The 1,017-nt window shown below is 28.8% G+C and carries 2 protein-coding genes; both read right to left on the reverse strand.

All coding sequences use genetic code 11. The features are described 5' to 3' along the window. Nucleotides 1-72: 72 nt before the first annotated feature. The gene (locus IE080_RS19330) at nucleotides 73-606 is read right to left on the reverse strand and encodes a DUF6705 family protein (RefSeq protein ID WP_189586826.1); all 534 of its coding nucleotides are present in this window, start codon (nucleotides 604-606) and stop codon (nucleotides 73-75) included. A gap of 2 nt (nucleotides 607-608) precedes the next feature. After that, a partial coding sequence (locus IE080_RS19335) for a hypothetical protein (RefSeq protein WP_189586828.1) occupies nucleotides 609-1,017 on the reverse strand: 409 nt, incomplete at its 5' end.

A 1,017-nucleotide genomic window follows, 5' to 3' on the forward strand; every position in this document is an offset into this window, starting at 1 on the left:
CGAGAATAGCTCATTTTGAATAAAAAAGTACCCTTAATCCAAATGAATTAAGGGTACTTTTGATGTTATGTTCTATTCTTCTACTCTTTGCAATACCCAAGTTGATGGGACCTTCGGAATGTGATCTGGGTCATGTTTACCATTTCTTGCAAATCTTTCAAAATTTATTATGAACTTATCTTCTGCATAATTGGCAGTAATTTTAACAGACTTTAACTTATCATCGTTTGTGAAATCTCCAAAAAAGATGTTTGAATTTGAGTACATAATGATGTTCGGAATATTTTCAGGATTTTTCGTATCGAATATTACCTCTGACTTTACATTCCTATTTTTTAAAAACTTTTCAACACGATGCAAATTGTCATACAAAAGATCACTTTTAACTTTTAATTTCGAAAATCCTATAAGTCTTTTCTCCTCTCGATCACCAACTAATATATTCACCTCAACTAGTTTTACAATATAATTGATGGTGTCATTTGAATAAGCCCACATACCCTCCAATTCTTTTAAATCTTTATTTTCGGATTGTGCAAAACTTGATTTATTAACTACTAAAGAGCTAATGAATAAAGATATTATTAATATTATTTGATTTTTCATAATTATTTACATTCTAAAATTATAGTATTATTTCCTGATCGATTAACTCCAATCTTATCCCAAGCATTAAAATTCGCTAAATCCCCTTTTTTTAAAGATATACCTAAGTTTTTATCCTTAATGAAATTTAGTATTCCAATTTCATTCTGACTAGGAGAATTGTCTGGTTTGACATAAATATTATCATACTCCACACTATATAAATTTAAGTGGTTTTCATTAGTTGGATCAATTTGATTTGAAGAGAAGTAATTTAGAAAGCTATTCACATTTTCTATGCCTAAAAGATAAGTTCCATCAAAAGTTACTACTCCAAATACGAAATTGTCAATATTGTTGATCAAATTCCCTTGAACTAAGGCTCCAAGCGTAAAAATATCCGCTAACGAAAATATAGAAAGCATATCAGTC

This window comes from Mongoliitalea lutea (assembly GCF_014652135.1).
GTDB classification, from domain to species: Bacteria; Bacteroidota; Bacteroidia; order Cytophagales; family Cyclobacteriaceae; genus Mongoliitalea; species Mongoliitalea lutea.